Source organism: Streptomyces thermoalcalitolerans (genome assembly GCF_039525155.1).
Lineage (GTDB): Bacteria > Actinomycetota > Actinomycetes > Streptomycetales > Streptomycetaceae > Streptomyces > Streptomyces thermovulgaris.
On the sequence record NZ_BAAAHG010000015.1, the window covers coordinates 26694 to 50853 of the forward strand.

The 24160-nt window shown below is 70.9% G+C and carries 20 protein-coding genes; 12 read left to right on the plus strand and 8 right to left on the minus strand.

Annotated features, from left to right (window positions below; genetic code table 11):
- The first annotated feature begins 23 nt into the window (after nucleotides 1-23).
- Nucleotides 24-1202, plus strand: coding sequence for a saccharopine dehydrogenase family protein (locus ABD224_RS11735; protein ID WP_344049391.1), 1179 nt, complete (start codon nucleotides 24-26; stop codon nucleotides 1200-1202).
- A gap of 220 nt (nucleotides 1203-1422) precedes the next feature.
- Here the strand turns inward: ABD224_RS11735 and ABD224_RS11740 are convergent, their stop codons facing one another.
- The 3 genes from ABD224_RS11740 to ABD224_RS11750 all read right to left on the minus strand — a co-directional run bounded on the left by ABD224_RS11740 (nucleotide 1423) and on the right by ABD224_RS11750 (nucleotide 3025).
- Entirely contained in the window at nucleotides 1423-1767 is a 345-nt protein-coding gene (locus ABD224_RS11740; protein WP_344049392.1) for a hypothetical protein, read from the minus strand.
- Nucleotides 1768-1941: 174 nt separating this feature from the next.
- Entirely contained in the window at nucleotides 1942-2652 is a 711-nt protein-coding gene (locus ABD224_RS11745; protein ID WP_344049393.1) for an endonuclease V, read from the minus strand.
- Nucleotides 2653-2698: 46 nt separating this feature from the next.
- Nucleotides 2699-3025 carry a plasmid stabilization protein gene (locus ABD224_RS11750; RefSeq protein WP_344049394.1) on the minus strand — a complete coding sequence of 109 codons (327 nt, stop codon included), beginning with the start codon at nucleotides 3023-3025 and terminating at the stop codon, nucleotides 2699-2701.
- A 263-nt stretch (nucleotides 3026-3288) separates the two neighbouring features.
- Between ABD224_RS11750 and ssgD the strand changes: the two genes are divergently transcribed.
- The 4 genes from ssgD (at nucleotide 3289) to ABD224_RS11770 (ending at nucleotide 7851) form a co-directional block, all read left to right on the plus strand.
- A complete protein-coding gene (gene ssgD / locus ABD224_RS11755) occupies nucleotides 3289-3705 on the plus strand; it encodes a spore wall synthesis regulator SsgD (protein ID WP_344049395.1) in 417 nt (138 codons plus the stop codon).
- A 437-nt stretch (nucleotides 3706-4142) separates the two neighbouring features.
- Complete coding sequence (locus ABD224_RS11760; RefSeq protein WP_344049396.1) at nucleotides 4143-5786, plus strand: ABC-F family ATP-binding cassette domain-containing protein; 1644 nt, start codon at nucleotides 4143-4145, stop codon at nucleotides 5784-5786.
- A 68-nt stretch (nucleotides 5787-5854) separates the two neighbouring features.
- Nucleotides 5855-6631 (plus strand): dimethylargininase, encoded by a 777-nt coding sequence (gene ddaH, locus ABD224_RS11765; RefSeq protein ID WP_344049397.1) that lies wholly within the window; start codon nucleotides 5855-5857, stop codon nucleotides 6629-6631.
- A 242-nt stretch (nucleotides 6632-6873) separates the two neighbouring features.
- A complete protein-coding gene (locus tag ABD224_RS11770) occupies nucleotides 6874-7851 on the plus strand; it encodes an acyl-ACP desaturase (RefSeq protein ID WP_344049398.1) in 978 nt (325 codons plus the stop codon).
- Between the two features lie 9 nt (nucleotides 7852-7860).
- Here ABD224_RS11770 and ABD224_RS11775 read toward each other — a convergent pair whose 3' ends face one another.
- Together ABD224_RS11775 and ABD224_RS11780 are read right to left on the minus strand one after the other, a co-directional pair.
- The gene (locus tag ABD224_RS11775; RefSeq protein WP_344049399.1) at nucleotides 7861-8109 is read right to left on the minus strand and encodes a WhiB family transcriptional regulator; all 249 of its coding nucleotides are present in this window, start codon (nucleotides 8107-8109) and stop codon (nucleotides 7861-7863) included.
- A 472-nt stretch (nucleotides 8110-8581) separates the two neighbouring features.
- Complete coding sequence (locus ABD224_RS11780) at nucleotides 8582-9856, minus strand: PucR family transcriptional regulator (protein ID WP_344049400.1); 1275 nt, start codon at nucleotides 9854-9856, stop codon at nucleotides 8582-8584.
- 127 nt (nucleotides 9857-9983) lie between these two features.
- Here ABD224_RS11780 and ABD224_RS11785 point away from each other — a divergent pair, with 127 nt between their 5' ends.
- The 5 genes from ABD224_RS11785 (at nucleotide 9984) to ABD224_RS11805 (ending at nucleotide 16197) form a co-directional block, all read left to right on the plus strand.
- Complete coding sequence (locus tag ABD224_RS11785; RefSeq protein WP_344049401.1) at nucleotides 9984-10610, plus strand: urease subunit gamma; 627 nt, start codon at nucleotides 9984-9986, stop codon at nucleotides 10608-10610.
- Nucleotides 10607-12295 (plus strand): urease subunit alpha, encoded by a 1689-nt coding sequence (locus ABD224_RS11790; RefSeq protein ID WP_344049402.1) that lies wholly within the window; start codon nucleotides 10607-10609, stop codon nucleotides 12293-12295. Before ABD224_RS11785 ends, ABD224_RS11790 begins: the two co-directional genes overlap by 4 nt.
- 44 nt (nucleotides 12296-12339) lie before the next feature.
- Nucleotides 12340-14040, plus strand: a complete 1701-nt coding sequence (locus ABD224_RS11795) for an amidohydrolase (RefSeq protein ID WP_344049403.1) — start codon at nucleotides 12340-12342, stop codon at nucleotides 14038-14040.
- Nucleotides 14037-15371 carry an MFS transporter gene (locus tag ABD224_RS11800; RefSeq protein ID WP_344049404.1) on the plus strand — a complete coding sequence of 445 codons (1335 nt, stop codon included), beginning with the start codon at nucleotides 14037-14039 and terminating at the stop codon, nucleotides 15369-15371. The genes ABD224_RS11795 and ABD224_RS11800 overlap by 4 nt, the downstream gene beginning before the upstream one ends.
- A gap of 346 nt (nucleotides 15372-15717) precedes the next feature.
- The gene (locus tag ABD224_RS11805) at nucleotides 15718-16197 is read left to right on the plus strand and encodes an OsmC family protein (protein WP_344049405.1); all 480 of its coding nucleotides are present in this window, start codon (nucleotides 15718-15720) and stop codon (nucleotides 16195-16197) included.
- 185 nt (nucleotides 16198-16382) lie between these two features.
- Here ABD224_RS11805 and ABD224_RS11810 read toward each other — a convergent pair whose 3' ends face one another.
- From ABD224_RS11810 to ABD224_RS11820, 3 genes are all read right to left on the minus strand, one after another.
- A complete protein-coding gene (locus tag ABD224_RS11810) occupies nucleotides 16383-16757 on the minus strand; it encodes a VOC family protein (protein WP_344049406.1) in 375 nt (124 codons plus the stop codon).
- Between the two features lie 159 nt (nucleotides 16758-16916).
- Nucleotides 16917-17954 carry a LacI family DNA-binding transcriptional regulator gene (locus ABD224_RS11815; RefSeq protein WP_344049407.1) on the minus strand — a complete coding sequence of 346 codons (1038 nt, stop codon included), beginning with the start codon at nucleotides 17952-17954 and terminating at the stop codon, nucleotides 16917-16919.
- Between the two features lie 105 nt (nucleotides 17955-18059).
- A complete protein-coding gene (locus ABD224_RS11820) occupies nucleotides 18060-19043 on the minus strand; it encodes a multicopper oxidase domain-containing protein (RefSeq protein ID WP_344049408.1) in 984 nt (327 codons plus the stop codon).
- Between the two features lie 311 nt (nucleotides 19044-19354).
- On the opposite strand from ABD224_RS11820, the gene ABD224_RS11825 reads away from it, so the two are divergent.
- Both ABD224_RS11825 and ABD224_RS11830 read left to right on the plus strand, forming a co-directional pair.
- Entirely contained in the window at nucleotides 19355-21772 is a 2418-nt protein-coding gene (locus tag ABD224_RS11825; RefSeq protein ID WP_344049409.1) for a ThuA domain-containing protein, read from the plus strand.
- Nucleotides 21773-21795: 23 nt separating this feature from the next.
- Nucleotides 21796-23985 (plus strand): OmpL47-type beta-barrel domain-containing protein, encoded by a 2190-nt coding sequence (locus tag ABD224_RS11830; RefSeq protein ID WP_344049478.1) that lies wholly within the window; start codon nucleotides 21796-21798, stop codon nucleotides 23983-23985.
- Nucleotides 23986-24160: the final 175 nt, after the last annotated feature.

A 24160-nucleotide genomic window follows, 5' to 3' on the forward strand; every position in this document is an offset into this window, starting at 1 on the left:
GGCTGCGGAGAGCGAGTGGTGTCATGAGCAGGCTGAAAAAGACGGAGCGTCCGTACGACATCGTGCTCTTCGGAGCCACCGGCTTCGTGGGGACGCTCACCGCCGAATACCTGGCCGCGCACGCCCCCGAGAGGCTGCGCTGGGCGATCGCCGGCCGCGGCGAGGAGCGGCTGCACGCGCTGCGCGAACGACTGCCCGGCGGTTCGTCCGTCGGAGTGCTGCGCGCGGACGCGTCCGACCCGGCCTCCCTGCGCGAACTCGCCCGGCGCACGCGGGTGCTGGCCACCACCGTGGGCCCCTATGTGCTCCACGGCGAGGAGCTGGTCGCCGCCTGCGCGGACAGCGGCACGGACTATCTGGACCTGTGCGGTGAGCCCGAGTTCGTCGACCTGGTGTACGTCCGGCACGACACGCGCGCGCGTGAGACGGGGGCGCGGCTGGTGCACGCCTGCGGGTTCGACTCCGTCCCGCACGACCTGGGCGTGTACTTCACCGTCCAGCAGCTGCCGGAGGGCGTGCCGCTGACCGTGGACGGGTTCGTCCGGGCGGACGGCGCCCTTTCGGGCGGGACGCTCGCCTCGGCCCTCAACCAGTTCGCACGCCCGCTGCGGATGCGGGCCGCCGCGCGGGACCGGGCGCGGCACGAGCCGCGGATGCCGAGCAGACGGGCGTCCACGCCGACGGGCGCGCCCCGCTTCGCCGGGGAGATCGGCGCCTGGGTGCTGCCCCTGCCGACCGTCGATCCGCAGATCGTGCGGCGTTCCGCACGCATGCTGGAGCGCTACGGCCCCGACTTCCGCTACCGCCACTACGCGGCCGTCCGGCATCTGCCCGTCGCCGTCGGGGGCGTCGCGGCCGTCGGCGCGGTCGTGGCCGCCGCCCAACTTCCGCCCGTCAGGCGCTGGTTGTCCGGCAGGCTGCAACCCGGTCAGGGGCCGAGCGCCGAGCGGCGGGCCAGGAGCTGGTTCTCCGTGCGGTTCGTGGGCGAAGGCGGCGGGCGGCGGGTGCTGACCGAGGTCGCGGGCGGCGACCCCGGGTACGGCGAGACGGCGAAGATGTTCGCCGAGTCGGCCCTGTCCCTCGCCCTGGACGACCTCCCGCCGACGGCCGGCCAGGTCACCACCGCCGTGGCCATGGGCGACGCCCTCATCACCCGCCTGCGCCGGGCGGGCCTCACCTTCCGCACGGCGGCGACCGTGTGACCCTCCGGAGGAATCCGGGGTTCCTCCGGGACGCGGGCGTTGTCACGGCTCACGGCCGACCAGGACGATCGCTGAGCCCCTGAGACCGGTAAGGGGGCTCAGCCCTTCTGGTTCAGCCCCTCCGGTCCAGCCCCTCCGGTTCAGCTTTTCTGACTCAATCCTTCCGGCCCAGCTCTCCGGTTCAGCCCTCTGGTTCAGCTCTCCGGCTCGGTCTTCCGGTTCAGTCCTCCGGCTCGGCGAACTCCCCCGCGAGCTCACGATGCCGAACTGCGGCCTGCTTCGCCTGGGCAGGGCTGATGGCCGCTCCCGGCATGACGCCCGGACGCTCGACCCACTCCGCGAGGCGCAGGTGCTCGCGCCGGGCATGCTCCCGGCAGGCGAGGCAGGTGACCTTGTCCGGGCCCGGCGAGGTATCGCGCAGGGCACGCGCACTCCGCATCCGGTGGGGACGAGGCTCGGCAGGTCGCCCCGCCAGACCGAACGTGGAGGCCGGCACATCGCGGACGGCGCCGTCGTCACGGCCCGTCTTCGCCGTGACATGGATGTGCGGATCGCTCTCCCCCACGGTCCTCCTCGCCCCGCCCGTCCGGCCGGCCGGGAGCGCCACCGGCCGGCCGCTCGCCGCAAGGATGCGGTCTTCCACGTCACGTGGCCTGCCTCATGGCCTGCCGGGGCGATCACTGATCCCCGGGGCTGTCGGACCCCGGCCACGGTCCGGAAGGAAGCGGATGCCCGGCCCTCAGCGGGTGTCCCGGGCTTCCGCCGTCGCCTCGCGCAGGGCGCGGCGGCACAGGGCGTCCGCCCGGCGGGTCGTCTCGGGGAGGCGGTAGGCCGGGGTGAGGGCGAGGGTGTGGGCGCAGGCGTCGGCCAGGGTCACCCGGTGGCCGACGGAGACGAAGACCGGTTTGACGCCGTCCCGGGTGCGCAGGGCCCGGCCGACCTCCTCCTGGCCGTCCAGGAGCGGGGAGGAGCTGCCACGCGGGATGTCCGGGTCGTCGTAGGTGAAGGTGAAGGGGTTCTTCGCGACGCCGATCGTCGGCAGTCCGGTCAGCACGCCCAGATGGCTGGCCAGACCGAAGCGGCGCGGATGGGCCAGGCCGTAGCCGTCGCAGACCACCGTGCCGGGCGGGCAGGGCAGGGCGCTCAGCGCGGCCAGCACGGTGGGAATCTCGCGGAAGGCCAGCAGGCCCGGGACGTACGGGAAGGAGATCCGCCCGACGGCCGTGGCCTCGGCGACGACTCGCAGGGTGGCCGCGTCCAGGACGACGGCCGCTGCCGCCACGACGTCCCGATCATCGTCGTAGGCGACATCCACGCCCGTGACGTGTCCCGTCCCGGGCGGCGGCCCCGGCTCGTCCAGCACCACCTTCCCGCGCAACTCGTCCTGAACGGCGCGGGCCTGCTCCTCGGTGGTGGGCCACCCGGCGGGAATGTCCACGGTCGTCGTCATCGTGAGGACGAGCGTACGCCCCGGGTGCCGAGGACGGCAGGACGGGTCAGCCCATGCCCAGCGCCTGCCGCAGCTGCTGCTTGTTCATGTCCGAGCGGCCGTGGATGTTGCGCCGCTTGGCCTCCTGGTAGAGCTGGTCGTAGGTGGGTCCCCCCGAGCCCCGGCCCGAGCGCTGTCCGCCCCGCCTGGCCGAGGACATGTCCCGGGTCGAGGAAGGGCTGGCGGTCCTGGACTCACCGGAGCGGGCACGCTCCTTGTTCACCGTGCGTGCGGCGATCTCGGCGGCGCGTCCGGCGCTCTCCCCCCGGTCCTGCGCACTCTGCTTGATGTGTTCGTATTGGCGCTCGCGTTTGGAGCTGGAACCGCGTGGCATGCCGTTCACTTCCTCTCTGTGCAAGGAACGGATACCCGCATTCTTCATCTGTTCGACATAACGGGCGATACAGGGTGATCCAGTCGAGCGACCCGATCGGCGTGTCGCTTGTGCGCATGAACATGGTGACGGAGGTCACTCGTTCCGCATGCGTACGGATTCACTGGTTCCGCCGTCTCCCCCAGTGCCCGGTTCAGTGCCCGGCCCTCCACCCGGACGGCCGGTCGGCCGTCACCGTCCAGCCGTCGCAAGGGAGCAAGGCGTTGTCCACCGTCATCGAGCAGACCGTACAGGCGCGTCTGGTCGCCGCCGCGCCGCGGGTGCGCACCGTCCCCGTCACGCTGCACTACGACCGACGCGATCCGTTCGCCGTCCGTATGACCTTCCCGGCCCCCGCCACCCTCGAGGGGGTGGAGGTCTGCTGGACCTTCGCCCGTGACCTGCTCACGGCCGGTCTGAAGGAGTCCGAGGGGCACGGCGACGTGCGTGTGCGGCCGTACGGCCACGACCGCACCGCCCTGGAGTTCCACTCCCCGGAGGGCATCGCGGTGGTGCATGTGCCCAGCGGTGAGATACGGCGCTTCCTCGAGGCCACGGACGAGCTGGTGCCCGTCGGCCTGGAGCATCTGCAGCTCGATCTGGACCAGGAGCTGGCGCAGTTGATGCGCGACGACGGCTGACCCGTTCCCGGCGCCCAGGCTCGGCGGATGCGGCGGCGTCCTCGTCGACGAGCGGCCCGCGCCGGGCGGACTCGGATCCACGCTTGAACTCGGTTCCACGCCTGAATTCCTGACCCCGGGTCCACGCCTCCTGGCCCCCCGGGGCCACGCCATAAATTCGTTGACAGCGCACCCCGGCCTTCCTACGGTGTGCAGCGGTCCTGTTGCCGCCGAGAGGAGAAGGCCGTTGCACGCCTGAGGTCCGTAAGACACCGCGTCACACCGGTCAGGTGTGTGCGTCGTGTGCGACCTCGGCGTCCGAGCCGTTCCCGGAATCCGGCCAGGGCTTTTCCCGTGCCCGGCGGGCTCCCGCCTTCGACTTCCCGCCTTCGACATGGTCGTCCGCGGTGTCTCCCGCGTATCCGCCCCTGACCGCACTCCGCATCCGCAAGGCGCCCATGTCTTCCCTGTCCTCATCGTCCTCATCCATCACCTGCACCTCCCTCTCCTTCACCTGGCCCGACGGCAGCCCCGTCCTCTCCGGGCTGGACGCCGCCTTCGGCCCCGGCCGGACCGGGCTCGTCGGGGTCAACGGCTCGGGGAAATCCACCTTGTTGAAGCTGATCGCGGGCGAGCTCACCCCGACCCGGGGCACGGTCCGCGTCACCGGCGAGATCGGCTACCTCCCGCAGAACATCACGCTGAACACCGCGCTCCGCATCGACGAGGCGCTCGGCATCGCCGCCCGGCGGGCCGCACTGCGCGCCCTCGAGGCCGGCGATGCGTCGGAGGAGCACTTCGAGACCGTCGGCGACGACTGGGACGTGGAGGAGCGCGCCCTGGCCACCCTCGATGAGCTCGGACTCGGCCACACCGGCCTGGACCGCACCGTCGGCGAGGTGTCCGGCGGCGAGGCGGTGCTGCTGCGCCTGGCCGCGCTGCTGCTGCGCCGTCCGGACGTCCTGCTGCTGGACGAGCCGACCAACAACCTCGACCTGTACGCGCGCCGGCGGCTGTACGCGACCGTCTCCGCCTGGCAGGGCGTGCTGGTCGTGGTCAGCCACGACCGCGAACTGCTGGAGCTGGTCGACCGGATCGCGGACCTGCACTCCGGTGGGATCACCTGGTACGGCGGCAACTTCACGGCGTACGAGAAGGCCCTCGCCGTCGAGCAGGAGGCCGCCGAGCGCATGGTGCGCGCCGCCGAGGCCGATGTGCGCCGGCAGAAGCGCGACCTGGTCGAGGCCCGGCTCAAGCTGGCCCGCCGCAGGCGGTACGGCCAGAAGATGCGGGACGACAAACGCGAGGCGAAGATCGTCATGGCCGCCCGTAAGCGGTCGGCGCAGGAGTCGGCGGGCAAGCACCGCATCCTGCACGAGCAGCGGCTCGCCGAGGCCAGAGAACGGCTCGACGAGGCCGTGAAGGCGGTACGGGACGACGACGAGATCCGCGTCGACCTGCCGCGCACGGCCGTACCGCCGGGCCGGAACGTGCTCACCCTGCGGGACCTCCGGCCGGCGTACGGCGCACGCGTGGACGGCTTCCTCCAGCTGCGCGGCCCGGAGCGCGTCGCGCTGACCGGACGCAACGGCGCCGGCAAGACGACGCTGCTGCGCACCATCGCCGGGGAGCTGCCACCGGTGTCGGGCGAGGCGGTGGCGCACGTGCCCCTGCGGTTCCTGCCGCAGCGCCTCGACGTCCTCGACGACGAGCTGACCGTCGTCGAGAACGTGGCCCGTCTCGCCCCGGGCACCACGAACCACCGGATCCGGGCCGGGCTGGCCCGCTTCCTGTTCCGCGGCGCCCGCGCCGACCAGCGGGCGGCGACGCTGTCCGGCGGCGAACGCTTCCGGGCGGCACTGGCCGCGCTGCTGCTGGCCGAGCCCGCGCCGCAACTGCTGATGCTCGACGAGCCCACGAACAACCTGGACCTGGCGAGCGTGCGGCAGCTGACGACCGCCCTGGAGTCCTACCAGGGCGCGCTGATCGTGGCCAGCCACGACCTGCCGTTCCTCGAGTCCATCGGCATCACTCGCCGGCTGCGGCTGGAGGAGGGGAGACTGAGGGAGACGACCTCGATTTTTGCCCCGTCCGGCGATTGACGCATCATGGCGGACCGGAACGACCACACCCGCGCCAGGAGAACCACCCGCGATCCGAAAGGCCCCTCGTGCCCAGCAAGAAGGCCCTCGTCCGTCGCCCCGGCCCGCGCCTCGCCGAAGGGCTGGTGACGCACATCGAGCGGGAGAAGGTGGACGTCGACCTCGCGGTGCGGCAGTGGGAGGCGTACGTGGCGGCGCTGCGCACCCACGGCTGGGAGACGATCGAGGTCGAGCCGGCCGACGACTGCCCCGACGCGGTGTTCGTCGAGGACACGGTCGTGATGTACAAGAACGTCGCCCTGATCACCCGGCCCGGCGCCGAGTCCCGGCGGGGGGAGACCGCCGGGGTCGAGGAGGCCGTGGCGCGCCTGGGCTGCTCGGTGAACTGGATCTGGGAACCGGGCACGCTGGACGGCGGCGATGTGCTGAAGATCGGCGACACGATCTACGTCGGCCGCAGCGGGCGTACCAACGCGGCCGGTGTACGGCAGCTGCGGGCCGTGTTCGAGCCGCTCGGGGCGCGGATCGTGACCGTGCCGGTGACCAAGGTGCTGCATCTGAAGTCGGCGGTGACGGCGCTGCCCGACGGCACGGTCATCGGACACATCCCGAAGATGGACATGCCGTCGGTGTATCCGCGCTTCCTGCCGGTGCCCGAGGAGTCCGGCGGGCATGTGGTGCTGCTCGGCGGGGAGAAGCTGCTGATGGCGGCGAGCGCGCCGAAGACGGCGGAGCTGCTGGCCGACCTCGGCTTCGAGCCGGTGGTGGTGGACATCAGCGAGTTCGAGAAGCTCGAAGGGTGTGTGACCTGTCTCTCGGTGCGGCTGCGGGAGCTGTACGCCTGAGGGCGTGACCCGACACCTGTCCGGCCCCGGGATCCGTGGATCCCGGGGCCGTTCGCGTGTCCGCCGGCTCCCGGGACGGCACTGGCCCGATCGACTTCCTTTACGGCGACCTTAACCTACGGAGTCGTAACCTACGGGTTCGTAGCCTACGATTCCGTAGGTTCCTGGCTCCGGGACCGCTCGTCGGACCGTTCCGTCGCCGTGCCCGTCGCCGCTCTCCCACGCATCCCTCTGGAGTTCCCGTGACGCTTTCCTCCCCTCACCTCGGCAGCCCGTCCTCCGCATGGACCGACACGCGGCTGTTGTACGCGCTGGAGGAAGTGGTCGAGAAGGAACTCGACCGGCATCTGAAGGTCGCCAAGGACTGGATGCCGCACGAGTACGTGCCCTGGAGCGACGGCCGCAACTTCCCGGGCCTGTTCGAGGACGGCGAGGCCTGGGACAAGGAGCAGTCCAAGGTCACGGAGATCGGCCGGATCGCCCTGGTCGTCAATCTGCTGACCGAGGACAACCTGCCCAGCTACCACCACGAGATCGCCACGCTGTTCGGCCGCGACGGCGCCTGGGGCACCTGGGTGCACCGCTGGACGGCCGAGGAGGGCCGGCACAGCATCGTGATGCGCGACTATCTGCTCACCTCGCGCGCCGTCGACCCGGACGAGCTGGAGCGGTTCCGGATGGCGCACATGAGCGAGGGCTTCGTGTCCGACAACCGGCACTCGATGCTGCACTCGGTCGCCTATGTCGCCTTCCAGGAGCTCGCCACCCGCATCTCGCACCGCAACGCCGGGTTCCAGTCCGGCGATCCGGTCTGCGACCGCATGCTGGCGCGCATCGCGACCGACGAGAACCTGCACATGGTCTTCTACCGCAACCTGCTCAAGGCGGCCTTCGAGATCGCACCCGACCTCACCATGCGGGCGGTACGGGACGTCGTGGTGAACTTCCGCATGCCGGGCCACGGCATCCCGGGCTTCGAGCGGGCGGCGGCGCAGATGGCCCTCGGCGGGATCTACAACCTGCGCATCCACCACGACGACGTGCTCCAGCCGGTGCTGCGCTTTCTGAAGGTCATGCGGATCGACGGTCTCGGCCCCGAGGGCCGGCAGGCGCAGGAGGAACTGGGTCTGTTCCTGGAGGGCCTGAACGCGAAGGCGGCGAAGTTCGACGAGAGACTGGCGGCGCGCAAGGCGCGGATGGCGGCGCGGGCCGAGGCCTGATCCCGGCCGTCAGTCGTCGGCGCGCTTCAAGGCCCGGCGTTCCTGCTCGGACAGGCCGCCCCAGATGCCGAAGCGTTCGTCGTTCTCCAGGGCGTACTCCAGGCAGGCCGAGCGCATCTCGCACATGGCGCAGATGCGCTTGGCCTCCCGCACCGAGCTGCCCGGCCCGGGGAAGAAGAAGTCGGCCCCGGTCTGCGCGCACAGGGCCTGGTCCTGCCAGGTGCTGCTGTCGTTCGGGCTGATCGTCTCGAGGTGCATGCCCGGGATCGTGCCGGGCGGCGCACAACGTTCGATCAACGCGCCATAGACGCGCCGCTCACGGGGCTGCTGCCGACCACCCCGACCACGTGTCCGCGCTCCTGAACGAGGCAGGGGTCCCGCCGTCCACGACGCCGCCCTCCGGCAGCACCTCCTCGAACCGCCCGCCCCCGTCGTCGCGGGTGCCCTCGGCTCCCACGGCAAGACCACCACCCGACGCCTCGAAGAGACCGGTGGGGCACGGAGCCGTTGCGCCCAAGGCGACCACGTACGGCGGCAACGCACATACTTGAACCTGTGCCCGTGGGCACGTGAACGGCAGGCCCGCGCGCCCACCCGCTGAATCTCCGTCAGCAGCGAGCCTTCCTGGCCCGGACGCAGCATCTGGTGACGCAGCATCCGGTGACCGACGTCATGGGCGTCGGCCGCGTCGCCCAGCGCGTCGACCCCGGGGCCGCCCGCTTCGCGGTGATCAGGGGCGCCTCGCCGTGGACGTGAGGTCCTGGGGCCTGCCGGATCCGCCGGAGGGGCCCTGGCCGTCCCGGCTTCGGGCGCAGTGCAGAGCGAACAGGACGGTGGCCGCCTCCTCGGGGCTGGTGGCCCGGTAGCCGGTGAGTTCCGAGAACCGGTTCAGCCGGTTGAGCACGGTGTTGCGGTGGCAGTACAGCACACGGGCGGTTTCCGCGATGGAGCCGGTTGCGCAGTACGTGGCCACGGCCGTCAGCAGCCGCTCCCGCTCGTGCGGGGGCAGTGGGTCCAGACCGGACAGCACCGAGTCGGCCAGCGCGTCCGCCATCGTGCCCAGACGCGCCGCGGCCACGGGCATCCACGCCTCGCTCAGGGTGACGGGGCCCGTCGCCTCGCCGTCCAGGGTCGCGGCGATCGCCTCGGCCATCCGGACCGCGTCGGGGACGCGGGCCAGTCCGCGTGCCACGGGGCCGACCGCGCACGGTACACCGTCCAGCCAGGAGGGCACCGGGTGGTGCGCCCCGGGCGGGAGCCGGGCCACGAGCACCAGCATGCCGTTGTGCTGCTGCAGGTGGCTGATCTGGCCGGACGGCAGGGCCGAGACCGCTCTGCGCAGTCCCTGCTGGAACCCGGGAGGCGCGACCGCCACGGTGAAGTCCGACTGCGTGCTCACCTGGAGAAGGGTCGCCACCTGGGTGACAAGCCGCTGGTCACGGCCGTCCGACGACAGCAGCCTGCCCATGAGGGCGGTCCGCTCCCGCTCCCGCTCACGGGCCAGCACGGCGATCTGGTCCAGATAGGCGGCGTGCACCTGGACGGTGTGGAACTCGACGGCTTCCCACACCCGTACCGCGCCGCGCGTCAGCTCCGGCAGGTCGGCCGGCTCGGTGCGCTCCGTCATCGCGGTCCACAGCACCCGGAAGTCCATGCGCACCGCCCGCAGAAGCTGCTCCAGCGGCACGCCCTGGTCGGCGCGGCGGCGGCCCAGCCGTGCCGGGACTTCGCGCAGTTCCTCGGACAGCGGCAGGCCACCGATCAGCCGGAGGAGCAGTTCGAAGCAGGCACGCGCGGTGTCGCGCAGGTCGTCGGCGGTGACCGTCGACTCGTATCCCTCGAAGGCGGAGACCTCCGCGACATAGCGGGCGACCAGGCTGTCCAGGTCGTCCAGGCAGTCACGAACAAGGGTGCGCAGCTCTGCGGAGACCGGCGTGGCGCCGTCCGGCTCCAGCGGGGCCGGGGAGGCGGAAGCGAGGGGGTCCGGGAGCGGCGGATTGTGCATGTGCACATTATGAGCCCTTCACTCCGGGGGCTTTTCACCATTGTTTGCACCGTGTTTCCCCGGCATTGTGCTGTGCATCCCCCGCGCGTACCCCCTGGGTCGCGCTTGATCTCCAGGGAAGTGACTTGTGCATCTGACCCCACGTGAACAAGAGAGGCTGACGCTGTTCTCGGCAGCCGAACTCGCACGTCGGCGGCTGGCGCGTGGAGCACTGCTCGGCGCCACGGAGGCCATCGCCCTGGTGTGCGACGAAATCCTCGAGATGGCCTGGGACGGCACTCCGCTCGAGACCGTCGTCGAACGCGCCGGCGGCATCGTCCCGCGCGACCGGCTGCTGCCGGGCGTCGCGGAGGCGGTTCCCAGCATCCAGATCGAAGCCCTCTTCCCGCACGGCTCCAGCCTGGTGCACGTTCCCGAGCCGTTCGGGCCGGCCGAGGCCACCGGTCCCGGCGCGGTGCTGGTCGCCGGCGGCGAGACCGAGCTCGCCCCCGGACGCCCGCGCATCACCCTGGACATCACCAACCGCGGTGCCCGGGAGATCTGGGTCTCCTCCCACTTCCCGCTGGAGGAGACGAACGCCGCCCTGGACTTCGACCGGGAGGCCGCCCGGGGCCACCGGCTGGACATTCCGGCCGGAACATCCCTCCGGTTCGCCCCCGGGCGGACCCTGACCGTCACCGCGGTGGCACGCGGAGGAGAGCAAGCAGGAGAGCGGACGGGAGGTCACGGAGGAGACCGAGGAGGAGACCGATGAGCCGGATGTCCCGGGACACGTACGCGTCCCTGTACGGCCCGACCACCGGCGACCGGATCCGGCTGGCCGACACCGATCTGTGGGTCCGGGTCGAGGGCGACGACACCGAGCCGGGCGAGGAACTGCTCGGGGGCTGCGGCAAGACGGCACGAGACGGTCTGCTCGTGGCCGACCGGGCCCCGCGCGACAGCGCGCTGGACCTGGTGATCCTGGGCGTGGTCGTCATGGACCCGCTGATCGGGATCCGCAAGACGAACATCGGTGTCAAGGACGGCCGCATCGTCGGCGTGGGACGGGCGGGAAACCCGGAGACCACCGACGGTGTGGAGCTCGTCGTCGACTCCCACACCGCGATGATCACGGGCGAGGGTCTCCTCGCGACCCCCGGTGTGGTGGACTCCCATGTCCATCTCTCCAGCCCCGAAGTGGTCCCCGCGGCACTCGCCGCCGGTGTCACCTCCGTGGTGGGCATGGGCATCGGCGGAGTGTGGGACGTCGGCGCCAACCCCGCCCACAACCTGCACAGCCTCATCGAGGGCTGGCGCGACGCCCCCGTCAACGTGGCGTTCCTGGCCCGGGGCTCCTCGTCCTCGCAGGAGCTGCTGGAACGCGCCGTGCTCGCCGGAGCCGGCGGGTTCAAGATCCATGAGGACTGGGGGGCGACCCCCCGGATCGTCGACACCTGCCTGGGCGTCGCCGAGCAGGCCGATCTGCCGGTCGCCCTGCACACGGACACCCTCAACGAGTCCGGCTACCTGGCCGACACGCTGTCGGCCACCCGCGGGCGCACCGTGCACGCCTACCACGTCGAGGGGGGCGGTGGTCACCCCGACCTACTGGAGATCGTCTCCCAGCCGCATGTGCTCACCTCCTCCACCACGCCGACCCTGCCGCTGACTCCGGCAACCGTCGCCGAGCTGCTGCCCATGACGCTGACGGTGCACCGCGGCCACCACGGGGTCGACAGCGACCTGTCCATCGCGGCGAGCCGGGTGCGCGAGCACGCCATCGCCGCCGAGAACGCCCTGCACGACCTCGGCGCGATCAGCATCGTCAACTCCGACTCCATGGGCATGGGCCGTATCGCCGAGACCGCGCGCCGCACCTGGCAGCTCGCCCATGTCCAGGCCCATCTGGCGGGGGAGACGGGACCCGGGACCGTCAACAACGAACGGGTGCTGCGCTACCTGGCCAAGATCACGCTGAATCCGGCAATCGCCCATGGCATGGCCGCCGATGTCGGCTCGCTGCGGCCCGGCCGTCTCGCCGACATCGTGCTGTGGCGTCCGGTGACCTTCGGCGCGCAGCCGGAACTGGTGCTCAAGTCCGGGTTCGTGGCCTGGGGACTGTCCGGGTCGGGCTCCGGCTCGACCCGGCTGACCCAGCCGCGGGTGATGAAGCCCTACTTCGGCGGTCTGGGCGGGGCTCCGCGCCGGCTGTCGACGGTCTTCGTCTCCCAGGCGTGCCTGGACGACCGTGCCGCCTTCGAGGCGCTGCCGAAGGGGGTCCGGTACACGGCCCTGCGCGACAGCCGGGGGCTGACCCGGGGCGACATGGTCGCCAACACCGCCGTCCCCGACGTCAAGGTGCCCACGACACCCGACGCGGTCCTGGTCGACGGACGTCCGATCGACGTCCACCACGCCGCCGACCTGCCGCTGACCCGGCTGCAGAACCTGGCCTGACCACCACCGTCCGGGTTCCCCTCCCGCCCCTTCGAAAGCTCCCCATGCTCGATCTCAAACTGCTCAACGCCCGCATCCGCACCGTGGACGACCGGCACCCCCGTGCCCACACCCTCGGTGTCCTCTCCGGGCGCATCGTGGGCCTCGACGACGCGGTGCGGCACCTGCCCGCCCGCACCACGCTCGACTGCCGCGACGCGGTCGTCGTCCCCGGATTCGGCGACGCCCACAACCACATGGCCTGGTTCGGCCAGTCCCTGGACGAGCTCGACCTGAGCGAGGCGACCACGCCGGCCCAGATCCACGACGCCGTCGCCCGCCGGGCGGCCGCCCTCCCGGCCGACGCCTGGATCGTGGGTTCCGGCTACGACGACACCGTCATGGGCACGCATCCGCACCGCACCGACCTGGACCGGGCGGGCGGCGGGCGTCCGGTGTGGCTCAAGCACCGCTCCGGGCACATGTGCGTGGTCAGCAGCGAGGTGCTGCGGCGGGCCGGTGTCCTCGACGGCACCGCGGACGCGCCCGACGGCGGAGTCGTCGTGCGCGACAAGGAAGGTGTGCCGACCGGACTGCTCCAGGAAAGAGCCCAGGCCCTGGTGACCGACCTGGTGATGCCGTATCCGGTGAGCGAGCTGGCCGACGCCCTCGGCAGGGCGAGCGCCGTCTACGCCTCCGAAGGGCTCACCCATGTGGTGGAGGCCGGGATCGGGGTCGGCCTCATCGGCCGCAGCCCCGTCGAGGCCGCGGCCTATCAGCTGGCCCGTGAGCGCGGCACCCTGCGCACCCGGGTCGAGCTGATGGTGGCCTCCGACAATCTGCACGTGCTGCGCGCGCACGCCGACGACGGCATCACCACCGGGATCGACCTGGGGCTGCGTTCCGGCTTCGGCGACGACTGGCTGCGGCTGGGCCCGATGAAGATCTGGCTGGACGGATCGCTGATCGGCCGGACGGCCGCCGTCTCGGAGCCGTTCTGCGGACACGACCACACCTCGAGCGTCCTCCAGGGTGAACCGGAGCAGATGCACCGGCTCGTCGTCGACGCGCACCGGGCCGGCTGGCGGGTAGCCGCCCACGCCATCGGCGACAGCGCCGTCGACTTGGCCCTGGACGCCTTCGCCGAGGCGCAGCACGTCCTGCCCCGCCCCGACGCACGGCACCGCATCGAGCACTCGGGGGTGGTCCGCCCCGACCAGCTGGACCGCTATGCCGAACTGGGCGTGGTACCAGTGCCGCAGGCCCACTTCCTGTACGCCGTGGGCGACACCATGGCCGAGGCGCTCGGTCCCGCGCGTCTTCCGTGGCTGTACCGCCACCGCTCGTTCCTGGACCGGGGGCTCCGGGTGCCCGGAAGCTCCGACCGGCCGGTCGCCCCGGGTGCCCCGCTGCTCGGCATGCAGTCCATGGTGGAGCGGCTGAGCCAGGCGGGCGTCGTCCTCGGCCCTGACGAACGGGTGACCGCGGAACAGGCTCTGCGCGCCTACACCCTCGACGCCGCGTGGGCCTCCCACGACGAGGACCGGCGCGGCAGCCTCACCCCCGGCAAATACGCCGATTTTGTCATACTTTCCGACGACCCCGTCGGTATCGACAGCGATCGGATCGGTGCCATCGACGTCCTGGCCACCTTCGTGGCCGGTGCGTGCGTCCACGGCGCCGACACGATCGAGGACCTCACCGCAGTGAACGGCCCTCTTCCCACGACCGCCTCTTCGCGGCCGTATGCAAGGAGCACGACATGAGCAAGACGGAGCAGACCGCCCCAGGGGCCACACCTCCGAGGACGTCAGCCGTCGTCACCGGCCAGGATGCCGCCCGGGTCGCTTTCGCAGCCTTCGTGGGCACGGCACTGGAGTGGTACGACTACTTCCTCTTCGGCACGGCCGCCGCCCTCGTCTTCAACCGGCTGTACTTCACCACGCTCGATCCCGCCGCGGCCACCCTGGCGGCCTTCGCGACCTTCGGAGTCGGATTCGCGGCCCGGCCGATCGGCGCCCTCGCCTTCGGATGGCTGGGCGACCGCGTGGGGCGACGGCCGGCCCTGCTGATCACCGTGGTGATGATCGGTGTGGCGACCGGCCTGATCGGTGTGCTGCCGAGCTATGCCGCCATCGGTGTCGCGGCGCCGCTGCTGCTGGTGCTCCTGCGGCTGCTGCAGGGCATAGCCGTCGGTGGGGAGTGGGGAGGCGCCGTCACCCTGGCCGTGGAGCACGCGCCGCCGGAGAAGCGGGGCCGCTATGCCGCGCTGCCGCAGGTCGGTTCGCCGGTCGGCACGCTGCTCTCCTCCGGGGCCTTCGCCCTGGTGCTCCTCCTTCCGTCCGACACCTTCGACTCCTGGGGCTGGCGCCTGCCGTTCCTGGCCGCCTTCCCGTTGCTGGCCATCGCCGTCTACATCCGCCGCAAGGTGGAGGAGTCGCCGCTGTTCGACGAGATGCTCAAGCAGGACGAGCGGGCCAAGGTCCCGGCCCTGGACGTCTTCCGCCAGGCGTGGGGGCGCCTGCTGGTGGCGATGGCCTCGGCGACCCTGGGCGTCGGCGGGTTCTATCTGCTGACCACGTTCATGATCAGCTACGGTGCCGACACCCTGGGGCTGTCGCGCTCCCTCATGGTCAACGGAACGCTGGTGGCGGCGGTCACCGAGATCGCGGTGATCCTCGCCATGGGACGGATGGCCGAGCGTTTCGGTCCCGGCCGGGTCACGGTGTGGGGCGGCCTGCTCACCGCTCTGCTCGCCTTCCCCGTCTTCTGGCTGGTCGAGACCAAGAACCCCGTGGTGGTCGTGCTGGCCATGGCAGTCGGCATCGGCGCACTCTCCGTCGCCTACGCGGTCTCCGGGGCGCTGCTCGCCGAGCTGTTCCCGGCACGCCTGCGCTACAGCGGTGTGGCTCTGGCCTACAACCTCGCGGGCGCCCTCACCGGCTTCCTGCCCTTCCTGGCGTCCGCGCTGCTGGGGGCCTTCGACGGGGCGTCCTGGCCGGTGGTCCTGCTGCTGATCGGGCTGTCCCTGCTCACCGCCCTGGGCGGGTTCCTGGGAGAGCGGATGCGGGTGAGGGACAACGTGGTCACCGTCTGACTCCCCCGCCGGTCCGCGGGCCTTGCCGCCCGCCCCGTGCCCTCCACCCCTCGTGTGTCCTGCCGCTTCCACGCGGCAGGACACACGCTTGTGCGGCCACTGCCCTGGAAGGCCTATGAAGATCCCGGTGAGCCCGCCGGGACACTGAGGTCCGTCTTCGAATGTGCCGGCTGCGCTTCACCGGAGTCCTGCACACCTGGGGCTTCGCGCTCCACCTCGCCGGTCGAGGCGGCCACGCCGACGACGTGCCACCCACCAGCCTGACGCCTCCGCGCACTTCCGCCCGCCAGCACCGGCTCATGGCATACCCCGCAGCACCGCCCCGAGTGACCCATAGGCTCGGATCATGAGGGCATCCCACACCTATGACGTCACGGTGAAGTGGACGGGCAACCTCGGATCAGGCACGGACAGTTACCGGTCCTACAGCCGGGATCATGAGGTACTGGCGGACGGCAAGGCCGGGATCGCCGCCTCCTCGGATCCCGCTTTCCGCGGCGACCCCGCACGATGGAACCCCGAGGGGTTGCTCGTGGCTTCCGTCGCCCAGTGCCACATGCTCTGGTACCTCCACCTCTGTGCCGTCGGCGGGGTCGTCGTCACCGACTACCAGGATCACGCCCACGGTGTCATGACCATGGACGAGAGCGGCGGCGGAGGCCGGATCACCGAGGTCGTTCTGCGCCCCGAGGTGACCGTCGCCGACGCGTCGATGGAGGAGAAAGCCCGCTCGCTGCACGACGATGTGCCGGCCGTGTGCTTCATCGCCCGCTCGGTGAACTTCCCCATCACCCACGCACCCGTCATCCGCGTCCAGCAGACCTGACGGCGTTCCGGCAGCGCCCGGCGCACAGGAGCAGGCTCACAAGAGCAGCGGACGATCAACGTCCTCAAGGGCTTTGGGGCCGTGGCCACCCGATACGACCAACGAGCGGCCAACGGGCCTGTGTCTTCCAGGGCACCGTCACCGTTGCCGCGACACGGCTCCGGCTCCGTCCGTGATCCGGTGGATCACTCCCCGGACACCGGCGTCTCCCAGTACACCTCGACACGGTGGCCGTCCGGATCCAGGCACTTGAAGGAGACGAGGCCGGACTCGTCGAACTGCTCGATGATCTCAACGCCGTCGGCGGCGAGCCGGCCGAGCAGCGACCGCACCTCTGCCGGCTCGGACAGCCGGAAGCCGAAATGCAGAAAATCGGGCAGCGGGCCGATCTCGCCCGGCACCGCGTGCAGAGCGAGATCGAAGCCGGCGGAGTTGCGGATGATCACCGTGCCGTCGTCGTAACGCTGCGCACTGGCCGGATCGAACCCGAAGTACTCACAGTAAAAACGCCGGCTGGTCTGTTCGTCGCGCACCGGCAGGCCAAGGTGAGTCAACTGCATGATCCCATGCCTCCAGCCCGCCCCACAGCAGTGCAAGCCTCATTCGAAGCTCCGCCGGGGCGCGGCCACGCACTCCCAGGCACCGGCCGATCGTGGCCTCGCCCCACACCCGGCTCGGTCAACCGCACATGAGCCGGTGGCAGGTCCGCCGGACAGTCTCTAGGCAGAGGCCCGCCGTACCAGTGTCGTCGGCAGGACCACGCTGTGCGGCAGGTCGTCCACGGTCTCGCCGGAGGCGTCGCGGTCCAGTCCGCGCAGCAGCAGGCGGGCCATCAGCCGGCCCATCTCCTCGATGTTCTGCCGGACGGTCGTCAGCGGCGGCTCGGTCTGCTCGGCCACCGGCAGCATGTCGTCGAAGCCGACCACGGCGACGTCCTCGGGCACCCGCAGCCCGCGTTCGCGCAGTACGCGCAGGGCGCCGGAGGCGGTGAGGTCGTTGGCGGCGAACACGGCGTCGAGGTCGGGGCAGCGGTCGAGGAGGGTGCGCATGGCGCGCTCGCCGCCCGCGGGGGTGAAGTCGCTCTCCACGACCAGCCGGGGGTCGGCGTCGCCCATGACGTCCCGGTAGCCGTCGAGCCGGTCCACCGCCGAGGTCTGGTCGAGGGCACCGGTGATGTGCCCGATCCGGGTCCGGCCGAGGCCGACCAGATGCCGTACGGCCTCCCGAGCGCCGCCCCGGTTGTCGCTGTCGACGTAGACGACCTTGTGCGTGCCGTCGCTCCAGCCGGGCCGTCCGCCGAACACCGTCGGCACCCCGGCGCGCTGGATCATCCCGGGCAGCGGGTCGTCGAGGTGCAGCGAGAAGACGAGGGCGCCGTCGACGTGGCCGCCGGCCAGATAGCGCCCGACCCGGGCGTAGTCGTCGCGCCCCTCCGTCAGCAGCAGGACGAGCTGGGTGTCGTGGGCCGTCAGCTCCTTGCTGATGCCGCGCAGCTGCAGCCCGAAGTAGGGGTCGGCGAAGATCCGGGTCTCCGGCTCGGCGATGATCACGGCGACGGCGTCGTTCCGCTTGGTCACCAGGCTGCGGGCCGCCTGGTTCGGCACGTACCCGAGTTCCTCCACGGCCCGGCGCACTCGTTCGGCCAGGGGCTTGCGGACTCCGTTCCCGCCGTTCACCACCCGGGACACGGTGGCGCGCGACACTCCGGCCCGCGCGGCCACGGCCTCCAACGTGGGACGCGACGCTGTCTCCGGCACTTCTGGTCTCCTCCCCCGGCGGTTGCGGTCAGCATAGCCCCGGGCGGAGCGGGTCGTGAGAGCGTTCCGAGCGGCCGGATCCGCCGGTCCGCACCGGCCGGGCCGTCAGTGCTCGTGCGGCTTGTGGCCCGGGTCGTGCGGGTTGTAGCCCGGGATCGTTCCGTCCGGCTTCTTCACCAGGAACATGCCGACCATGCCCATGTCGGAGTGGCTCTGCACATGGCAGTGGTACATCCACGCGCCCGCGCCGACCCCCTCCCCCGCGATCACCTGGAAGCCGAAGGAGTCCCCCGGACCGACGATCTTGGTGTCGATGATCCGGCTGGGATCGTCGGGGCCGGTCAGCAGGCCGGTGCGGTTGTCGGCCCAGCGGTGACCGTGCATGTGGAAGGTGTGGTAGTACTCGCCGTGGGTGATCATCACGAACTCGACGCGGTCGCCCACCGTGGCCTCGAAGTCCGGGCCGGTGTAGGGCGAGCGGTTGTTGATGAGCATGTCGTTGAAGACGATCGTGTGCGTGCGGTCCGGCAGGATGTCGCCCTTGCGGCGGACGATCACCGCCCCGTACAGCCCCTTGCGGACGCCGCCGGTGCCGTGGTCGGTGCCGACGACGTGGTCGTGGTAGTGCCAGTAGCCCGCGCTGCCCTCCCGCCAGGTGCCGTCCTTGCGGCGGCCGGGGGCGTGGGTGCGCCAGGTGTAGGTGCGGGTCTCGCCGGGTTCCACATGGCTCCGGCTCTGCCTGGTGCCGTCGCTGGAGATCTCGTAGTCCAGGCCGTGGACGTGCAGGCTCACGGCCACGTCCGTGGTGTTCTCGAACTCGATGTGCAGGGTGTCGCCCTCGATGAGTTCGATGAGCGGGCCGGGGATCGTCGCCTTGCCCTTCTCGAGGCCGTAGCCCATCTGCCCGTCGGGGAGCTTCTCGGCGTACATCCTGATGTGCTTCACCTCGCCCCCGGCCGGCGCGGTGCGCGGCAGGGCGGCCGTACTGGCGGCGGCGGCCTCGGCCACCGCCTCAGGAGCCAGGGACAACGTTGTCGCCATGACCGCACCGCCCAGCAGCACCCGCCGGTTGAAACCGCGTCTGTCCATGCCGCTGCCTCAACTCCCCAGTCCCGTACGGAAGTTAACCGGACCCCGCGAAGCTACCCACCCTGCGGCCGTTTATCCACACTCAGGACAAAGTTTGTTGAAATCCGGCCGTGCCTATTGGCGGACCGCGCAAAGGGGTCTAGCTTCCTTGACGTTTGCCGTGACCGAGGAGGGTGGGTGACCACATGCGGTCCACATCGCACCAACGGCCCATACACGGAAGAACACCGACACCGGCACCGGCACCGGCCACGCCCCGGCGGACGAGACGGACGAGACGGATCTGGCCGGCCGCGGTCGCCGCGGGGGTCATGGCGGCCGGATTACTCTCGGCCCCCGCCGCGAGCGCACGCCCGGATCCCGGGACGCCGTCCACCACGATGTCGATCGCCTCACCACCGGGCGGCTCGAACGCGAAGGTGCTGATCTTCTACGGTTCCGCCGCGCCCGGCGAGGAGTCGCCGGTGGTGAACGCCGGCATCGAGGCGATCGAGCGGATCGGGCTGTCCGGACCGGCGCGGGAGCGTTTCAAGGTCGAGGCCACCGACGACGCCTCGGTCTTCACCGACGCCAAGCGACTCGGCCGCTACAACGCGATCGTCTTCCTGACCGGCGGCGGCGACGTCCTCGACCCCGCCCAGGAGGCGGGCCTGGAGGCCTACATGGAGGCGGGCGGCGGTTTCGTCGGCATCCATGACGCGGCGCGTGCCGAACCGTACTCCGACTGGTTCACCGGTCTCATCGGCGCCCGCCCGGCCGCCTCCAGCCCGAAGACCGTCCAGCGGGCCACCGTCGAGGTCGGCGACCGGCAGAACCCGGCGACGAAGAACCTGCCGCTGGAGTGGAAGCGTTTCGACCAGTGGTTCAACTGGGTCGAGAACCCGTCCGGCACGGTGCACACCGTGGCCCGGGTGCGCGAGTCGACGTACCAGCCGGGGACGAGCGCCAACGGCTGGGACCATCCGATCAGCTGGTGCCGTGACTACGACGGCGGCCGCTCCTTCTACACCGGCATGGGCGGCACCGTGTCGTCGTACGACGAGACGGAGTTCCGCGAGCATCTGCGCGGCGCCCTGCTGTGGACCGCCCGTCTGGTGCAGGCCGACTGCAAGGCGACGATCACCTCCCACTACAAGGCCGAACGTCTCACCCCGCCCAACAAGCCCGGGCAGAACGACCAGATCGGCGAGCCGCACGGCCTGGTCACCGCCCCCGACGGCCGCGTCTTCTACATCGGCCGCGGCGGCACCGACTCCTCCCAGCCGGTGATCACCGACTGGAACAACCCGGACATCGGCAAGGGCAAGGGGCAGATCCACATCTACGACCCGAAGACCAAGAAGGTCACCCTGGCCGGAGAGCTGACGGTCTTCGGCAACAAGGGCGGCGGCGACGAGCTCATCAAGAGCGAGGAGGGTCTCCTCGGGATCGAGCTCGACCCGCGCTTTGAGCAGAACGGCTGGGTGTATCTGCACTACACGCCCCACTCCCGGGTCGACCGCGAGACGCACATGGCCGAGCGGCGCGTCTCCCGTTTCACGCTCGACCCCGTCACCCAGAAACTGGATCTGAGCAGCGAGAAGGTCCTGCTCACGTGGCCGGTGCAGGTGCACAGCTGCTGTCACGCGGGCGGCGGGATGGCCTGGGACTCCAAGGGCAATCTGTACATCGCCACCGGTGACACCAACTCCAGCGGTTTCAGCGGCGGTTACTCCGGCAACAACCCGCAGCCCAGCTACAAGGGCGTGTCCTTCGCCGACGCCCGCCGCACCGCGGGCAACACCAACAACCTCAACGGCAAGATCCTGCGCATCCACCCGGAGCCCGACGGCACCTACACGATCCCCGAGGGCAACCTCTTCACCGGCAAGGAGACCGCCGAGGGCGGCGGCAAGACCCGCGGCGAGATCTATGTGATGGGCGTCAGGAACCCGGCGCGCATCTTCGTCGACAAGAAGACCGACATCCTGTACGCGGGCTGGGTCGGCCCGGACGCGGGCGAGCCCTCGCCCGTCTGGGGTCCGGCCAAGTACGACACGTTCGCCGCCATCACCAAGGCGGGCAACCACGGCTGGCCGTACTGCATGGGCAACAAGCAGCCCTACCGCGACCGCAACCTGCCCGACCCGTCCAAGCCGCTGGGCTGGTACGACTGCGACCACCCGAGGAACGAGTCCCCGAACAACGACGGACTGGTCAACCTCCCGCCGGTCACCGGCAACAACATCTGGTACTCGCCCCAGGGCGGCGCCCCGGACTACCCGCGCGACGCCAACGGGATCCCGTCGTACCGCAAGGAGGAGGCCACCTACCGGCTGCCGTGGCTCAAGGGCGGCGGGCAGGCCGCGATGAACGGCCCGGTCTACCGGTACGACGCGGCGAGCACGAGTGAGGTCAAGTGGCCCTCGTACTGGGACGGGAAGTGGTTCGTCGGCGACTTCTACGACGCCGACCAGCCGCGCAACGCCGTCCTGATGGATCCGAAGACCCTGGACGAGGGCGGGCTGCCGGTGCACTCGGAGTCGCTGAAGAAGATCATTCCGACCGGCAACGACGGCATCAAGAACCTCATGGACTGGAAGTTCGGTCCGGACGGCGCGCTGTACGTCCTCGACTACGGCCGCGGTTTCTTCACCTCGGACTCCAAGTCGGCGCTGTGGCGCGTCACCTACACGGGCGGCGGGCCGACGCCGGCCGCCGACCAACTGGCAAGGGGGACCGCACAGTGACACACCGACTGCGTCAACGAAGAATGTGGACGGCCCTGCTGGCCGCCCTGGCGATGGTGCTGGGCCTGCAGACGGCGTCCGCCGTCGGACAGACCCGCGCTCCGGCGCGGACGGCCGCCCCCCAGGTGCTCACCTGGACCGCCGGCGACCCCATCGACCGGTACCTCTCGGCACCCGAGACCGCGGTGGCGGGACCGGCCACGATCGTCTTCGAGAACAGCGCGGCGACCGGCAACACCACGGGGATGCCGCACACGCTGACCTTCATGACCTCCGACCCGGAGTACAACAGCGACGTCCAGCTCAACATCCTCGCCAACCCCAATGACGCCCAGGGCGGCCGGCACACCGCCGAGGTCGTCCTCACCCCGGGCCGCTACCTCTACTACTGCACCATTCCCGGCCACGGACAGATGCGGGGTGTGCTGGTGGTGACCAAGGGAGACGGCTCGGACACCACGGCGCCGGAGACCTCGGCGACCGTGGAGGGCATCCGCAACGCGCAGGGCGAGTACGTCGGTTCGGCGAGCGTGACCATCGAGGCGACCGACAGCGGAGGCTCGGGGGTCGACCGCATCCAGTACGCCTTCGGCACGGCCCCGGACGTCTGGCTGCCGTACACCGCCCCCGTCGTCGTGGACCAGGTGGGCACCCACACGATCCACTACCGGGCCACCGACAAGGCGGGCAACGTCTCACCGGAGAAGAGCGTGCGGTTCACCGTCGTCGCCCCGCCGTCGGACGACACGACACCGCCGGAGACCTCGGCGACGGTCAGCGGCGAGCGGAACGCCGACGGTGCCTACATCGGCATGGCGACGGTGACCGTCTCGGCCTCCGACACCGGTTCCGGGGTCAACACGATCGAGTACGCACTCGGGTCCGGCGCCTGGCAGCCCTACACCGGCCCGGTGATGGTGCATCAGCCCGGCACGCACACCGTGCGCTACCGGGCCACCGACAAGGCGGGCAACGTCTCGCCGGAGAAGAGCGTGCGGTTCACCGTCGTCGCCCCGCCCGTGCAGGACACCACCCCGCCGGTGACCGGGGTGACCGTCGACGGGACGCGGAACTCCGACGGAGCGTACGTCGGCCACGCCAAGGTGACCGTGAGCGCGACCGACGAGGGCGGTTCCGGGGTCGCGGCCATCGAGTACTCGCTCGACGGCGGTCCTTATCTGACGTACACCGCGCCGGTGATCGTCGACCGGGCCGGCCGTCACACCGTGACGTACCGGGCGAGCGACAAGGCGGGCAACACGTCCGAGCCGCGGACCGTGAGCTTCACGGTCGTGGCGAGCGGCGGGGTGCCCGCGCCCAACTGCCCCGAGTACGACGAGCGGTTGACGGTGATCGTCGGCACGGTCGACTCGGGTGTGCCGAACCGGGTCACCAACAACCGGTGCCGGATCAACGAGCTGATCGAGGACGAGAAGGAGTGGACGTCCCAGGCGCTGTTCCTCAAGCATGTGAAGGAGGTCCTGGACCGGCTGCTCAAGGAAGGGGTCGTCGACCAGCGGGAGTACCGGGCCATTCAGCGGGCCGCCCGCCAGTCCGGCATCGGCAAGCCCGGCCAGAACACCGGGTACCGCACGATCTTCGACGGCACCGCGGAGTCCTTCGCCCAGTGGGAGCACGTGGGCGGCGGTTCGTTCACCCTGAACCCCGACGGCTCCCTCACCAGCGGCACCACGAGGGACGGCATGGGCATGCTGTGGTTCCCCAAGCGCAAGTACGGCGACTTCTCGCTCCGCCTCCAGTGGCGTGACGACGCCCCGGGCAACGGCAACGCCAACTCCGGTGTCTTCGTACGGTTCCCGGCGGTCCACGACCACCCGGAGGAGCCGCGGCCGGAGTGGGTCGCCATCAAGTACGGGCACGAGGTGCAGGTGCTCGACCGGCCCGACGGGGACATGTACAAGACCGGTTCGATCTACGGCTTCGACCGGGTGGGGCTCGCCGGAGCCGGTGTCACCGAGAAGGGCACGTGGAACGACTACGAGATCCGCGTGGTCGGCCAGCACTACTCGGTCTACCGCAACGGTGTGCTGATCAACGAGTTCGAGAACGTCGGCGGCCAGGAGTTCTACCCGCCCCGCTCGGACGACCCGGGCACGGACGGGCGGCGGTTCGCCTCCGGCTACATCGGACTCCAGGTGCACAGCACGACGGATGTGATCTCCTACCGGGACATCCGCATCAAGGAGCTGTAGGAGTCACGAAAGGAGTCACGGAAGCCGTGCGCACCGCGGAAGCCGCAGGCGCCGCGGGAGCCGCAGGCACCGCGGGAGCCGCGGGAGCCGCGGGAGCCGAGGAAGGCCAAAGGACACGGACCGAGAAGGAAGGAGGCCGAGCAGCACAGGGCTGACACCACCAGGACCCGGCCGT

Bases quoted from the DNA above. Each gene is read 5' to 3' on its own strand.
- ABD224_RS11735 (WP_344049391.1), top strand. From the start codon at position 24: ATGAGCAGGCTGAAAAAGACGGAGCGTCCGTACGACATCGTGCTCTTC.
- ABD224_RS11775 (WP_344049399.1), bottom strand. From the start codon at position 8,109: ATGCACCTCGAGACGATCAGCCCGAACGACAGCAGCACCTGGCAGGAC.
- ABD224_RS11820 (WP_344049408.1), bottom strand. From the start codon at position 19,043: ATGGACAGACGCGGTTTCAACCGGCGGGTGCTGCTGGGCGGTGCGGTC.
- ABD224_RS11780 (WP_344049400.1), bottom strand. From the start codon at position 9,856: ATGCACAATCCGCCGCTCCCGGACCCCCTCGCTTCCGCCTCCCCGGCC.
- ABD224_RS11825 (WP_344049409.1), top strand. From the start codon at position 19,355: ATGGCGGCCGGATTACTCTCGGCCCCCGCCGCGAGCGCACGCCCGGAT.
- ABD224_RS11795 (WP_344049403.1), top strand. From the start codon at position 12,340: ATGCTCGATCTCAAACTGCTCAACGCCCGCATCCGCACCGTGGACGAC.
- ABD224_RS11830 (WP_344049478.1), top strand. From the start codon at position 21,796: ATGTGGACGGCCCTGCTGGCCGCCCTGGCGATGGTGCTGGGCCTGCAG.
- ABD224_RS11800 (WP_344049404.1), top strand. From the start codon at position 14,037: ATGAGCAAGACGGAGCAGACCGCCCCAGGGGCCACACCTCCGAGGACG.
- ABD224_RS11745 (WP_344049393.1), bottom strand. From the start codon at position 2,652: ATGACGACGACCGTGGACATTCCCGCCGGGTGGCCCACCACCGAGGAG.
- ABD224_RS11750 (WP_344049394.1), bottom strand. From the start codon at position 3,025: ATGCCACGCGGTTCCAGCTCCAAACGCGAGCGCCAATACGAACACATC.
- ABD224_RS11805 (WP_344049405.1), top strand. From the start codon at position 15,718: ATGAGGGCATCCCACACCTATGACGTCACGGTGAAGTGGACGGGCAAC.
- ABD224_RS11810 (WP_344049406.1), bottom strand. From the start codon at position 16,757: ATGCAGTTGACTCACCTTGGCCTGCCGGTGCGCGACGAACAGACCAGC.
- ABD224_RS11760 (WP_344049396.1), top strand. From the start codon at position 4,143: ATGTCTTCCCTGTCCTCATCGTCCTCATCCATCACCTGCACCTCCCTC.
- ABD224_RS11790 (WP_344049402.1), top strand. From the start codon at position 10,607: ATGAGCCGGATGTCCCGGGACACGTACGCGTCCCTGTACGGCCCGACC.